This is a genomic window from Psychrobacter sp. HII-4 (assembly GCF_904846595.1).
Taxonomy (GTDB): domain Bacteria; phylum Pseudomonadota; class Gammaproteobacteria; order Pseudomonadales; family Moraxellaceae; genus Psychrobacter; species Psychrobacter celer.
Window position 1 is genome coordinate 1 of sequence record NZ_CAJHBJ010000084.1, and the last position, 1,896, is coordinate 1,896.

General features: G+C 37.8%; 4 protein-coding genes and 1 pseudogene. 1 reads left to right on the forward strand and 4 read right to left on the reverse strand.

All coding sequences use genetic code 11. The features are described 5' to 3' along the window. Window positions 1-113: 113 nt before the first annotated feature. Window positions 114-467: an IS630 transposase-related protein gene (locus tag JMX98_RS13750; RefSeq protein WP_201587389.1), complete on the reverse strand. Its 354-nt coding sequence runs from the start codon at window positions 465-467 to the stop codon at window positions 114-116. A gap of 68 nt (window positions 468-535) precedes the next feature. Further along, window positions 536-820 carry a hypothetical protein gene (locus JMX98_RS13755; RefSeq protein ID WP_201587390.1) on the reverse strand — a complete coding sequence of 95 codons (285 nt, stop codon included), beginning with the start codon at window positions 818-820 and terminating at the stop codon, window positions 536-538. Between the two features lie 75 nt (window positions 821-895). Here JMX98_RS13755 and JMX98_RS13760 point away from each other — a divergent pair. After that, window positions 896-997: pseudogene (locus JMX98_RS13760) on the forward strand (IS1595 family transposase); the annotation flags it as partial. 225 nt (window positions 998-1,222) lie between these two features. Here JMX98_RS13760 and JMX98_RS13765 read toward each other — a convergent pair. Next, window positions 1,223-1,789, reverse strand: coding sequence for an IS630 family transposase (locus JMX98_RS13765; RefSeq protein ID WP_201559466.1), 567 nt, complete (start codon window positions 1,787-1,789; stop codon window positions 1,223-1,225). Next, a partial coding sequence (locus JMX98_RS14170) for an IS630 transposase-related protein (RefSeq protein WP_227680189.1) occupies window positions 1,716-1,896 on the reverse strand: 181 nt, incomplete at its 5' end. The genes JMX98_RS13765 and JMX98_RS14170, both read right to left, overlap by 74 nt.

A 1,896-nucleotide genomic window follows, 5' to 3' on the forward strand; every position in this document is an offset into this window, starting at 1 on the left:
CGATACAGGGTTTACCTATCGGTGCATAGCCATGAGAACGAATGGTTTCAGCCTCAAAGCCGCTTTCATCCATGTACACAATGGGATAGCCTTGCTGCATAAAACTATTGAGCTTACTCTGATACGCTGCTCTTTTTATTGGACACGCTTTTGGATGCTCTAAGGTCTTTTTTTTGACTGATACCAAGGCGCTTTAGGGCAATATCAATGCCTGACTTGCTACAGCCTAAACGTTGAGCTCGCTCGTACATGTAATCGTCTGGATACTGCGCGACGTCTTTGAGAAGTGCTTCATTTGGTATTTTACTGGGTGGCTTATTCCGAGTTTGTTTGATACTTGGGTTTTTCAGCCAACGCTGTAAAGTGGTTTTGCTGATGTCATAGAAAATACAAGCTTGACGAATGCTCATGTCTTTGTCTTTGACGCTTTTTATAACTTGCGTTCGAAAGTCTGCTGAGTAAGTCATAATGATTATATCTTTCTCTTTATTTTAAAAGCATTGTATCTTATTTATAAAAGACTGACTATAACTATTTATTTCTTGAAGGTTTGGTTAATAAGTATTTTTAATTTTTCTGAAAACTTCAATGTTGATTGCTTATCTCCTTCCATTCCTATTGAATTCGTTTCGATAACCCAAAGATAATCAAAAATTTCCTGAGAACTAGGATTATTACTCAAAAAACAACATAGTTCAGGTATGTAGGCATCGTATTCTCCAAGATCATTTGTAAGGTTTGAAACTCCTATAGGATCCCATTCATTATGAACAGCTTTTCTTACTTCTGAATACAATGATTTTTCAGTTTTTTTTATCATTTTAATTAACTCCTGTTATCACAGTTATTACTTTAGGGGCTGTCCTAAATAAGCAAAATTATTTAGGACAGCACTATGAGAAAGAGTAAACTCAGTTGGTATAAACAAAACAGACTAATCGAGTTATTTGTTGCCGGTTCTACCGCCAGAACAGCATCAAGCTTAGTTGGTTTTAATATAGTCTAATCCAAATAAAACCGATACAATCCTATTAACAATTGCATTTAATGAAATAAACCATGACTTATTCAATCGACTATCGCAAACAGGTACTTGAGCTATGCTGAATAAACCGTACAACTAAACTTGGTAAACTAAGCGTATTAACCGGAGTTTATCATGACCAAGAAAGTAAGAACTTACAGTGACGAATTTAAAGCCGAGGCTGTTAAAAAGATATAGTCAGTCTAGAATAAAAGAGATACAACCCATATCATGAAACAGCTTAGGTAGATTATTCTCCATCCAGCCTTGACGTAGAAATTTTGCCTGCGCCCACTTCTTTTCAATGGGATTTAGGTCAGGGCTGTAGGGTGGCAACCAAAGAATACGATGGCCATGTCTGTTCAGTAGTTTTTGAATGCATTTGTTCTTATGAAATCTAGCATTGTCCATCACGATCACACATTTTGTTTTAAGACTTGGTATTAGCGTGTGTTTGCACCAGTGGTAGAATATACTGCTGTTAATATTTTGCTCAAAGTAATCTAAGGCAAATAACATTTTTTCATAGAGCGCACCAATAACGTTAGTGCGCTTTCTTGCTTGCCAGTTATAGCTGTCGATACAGGGTTTACCTATCGGTGCATAGCCATGAGAACGAATGGTTTCAGCCTCAAAGCCGCTTTCATCCATGTACACAATGGGATAGCCTTGCTGCATAAAACTATTGAGCTTACTCTGATACGCCGCTCTTTTTATTGGACACGCTTTTGGATGCTCTAAGGTCTTTTTTTTGACTGATACCAAGGCGCTTTAGGGCAATATCAATGCCTGACTTGCTACAGCCTAAACGTTGAGCTCGCTCGTACATGTAATCGTCTGGATACTGCGCGACGTCTTTGAGAAGTGCTTCA

What these genes read in the sequence shown, in the direction of transcription:
- JMX98_RS13750 (WP_201587389.1), bottom strand. Translation starts at nt 467, where the DNA reads ATGACTTACTCAGCAGACTTTCGAACGCAAGTTATAAAAAGCGTCAAA.
- JMX98_RS13755 (WP_201587390.1), bottom strand. Translation starts at nt 820, where the DNA reads ATGATAAAAAAAACTGAAAAATCATTGTATTCAGAAGTAAGAAAAGCT.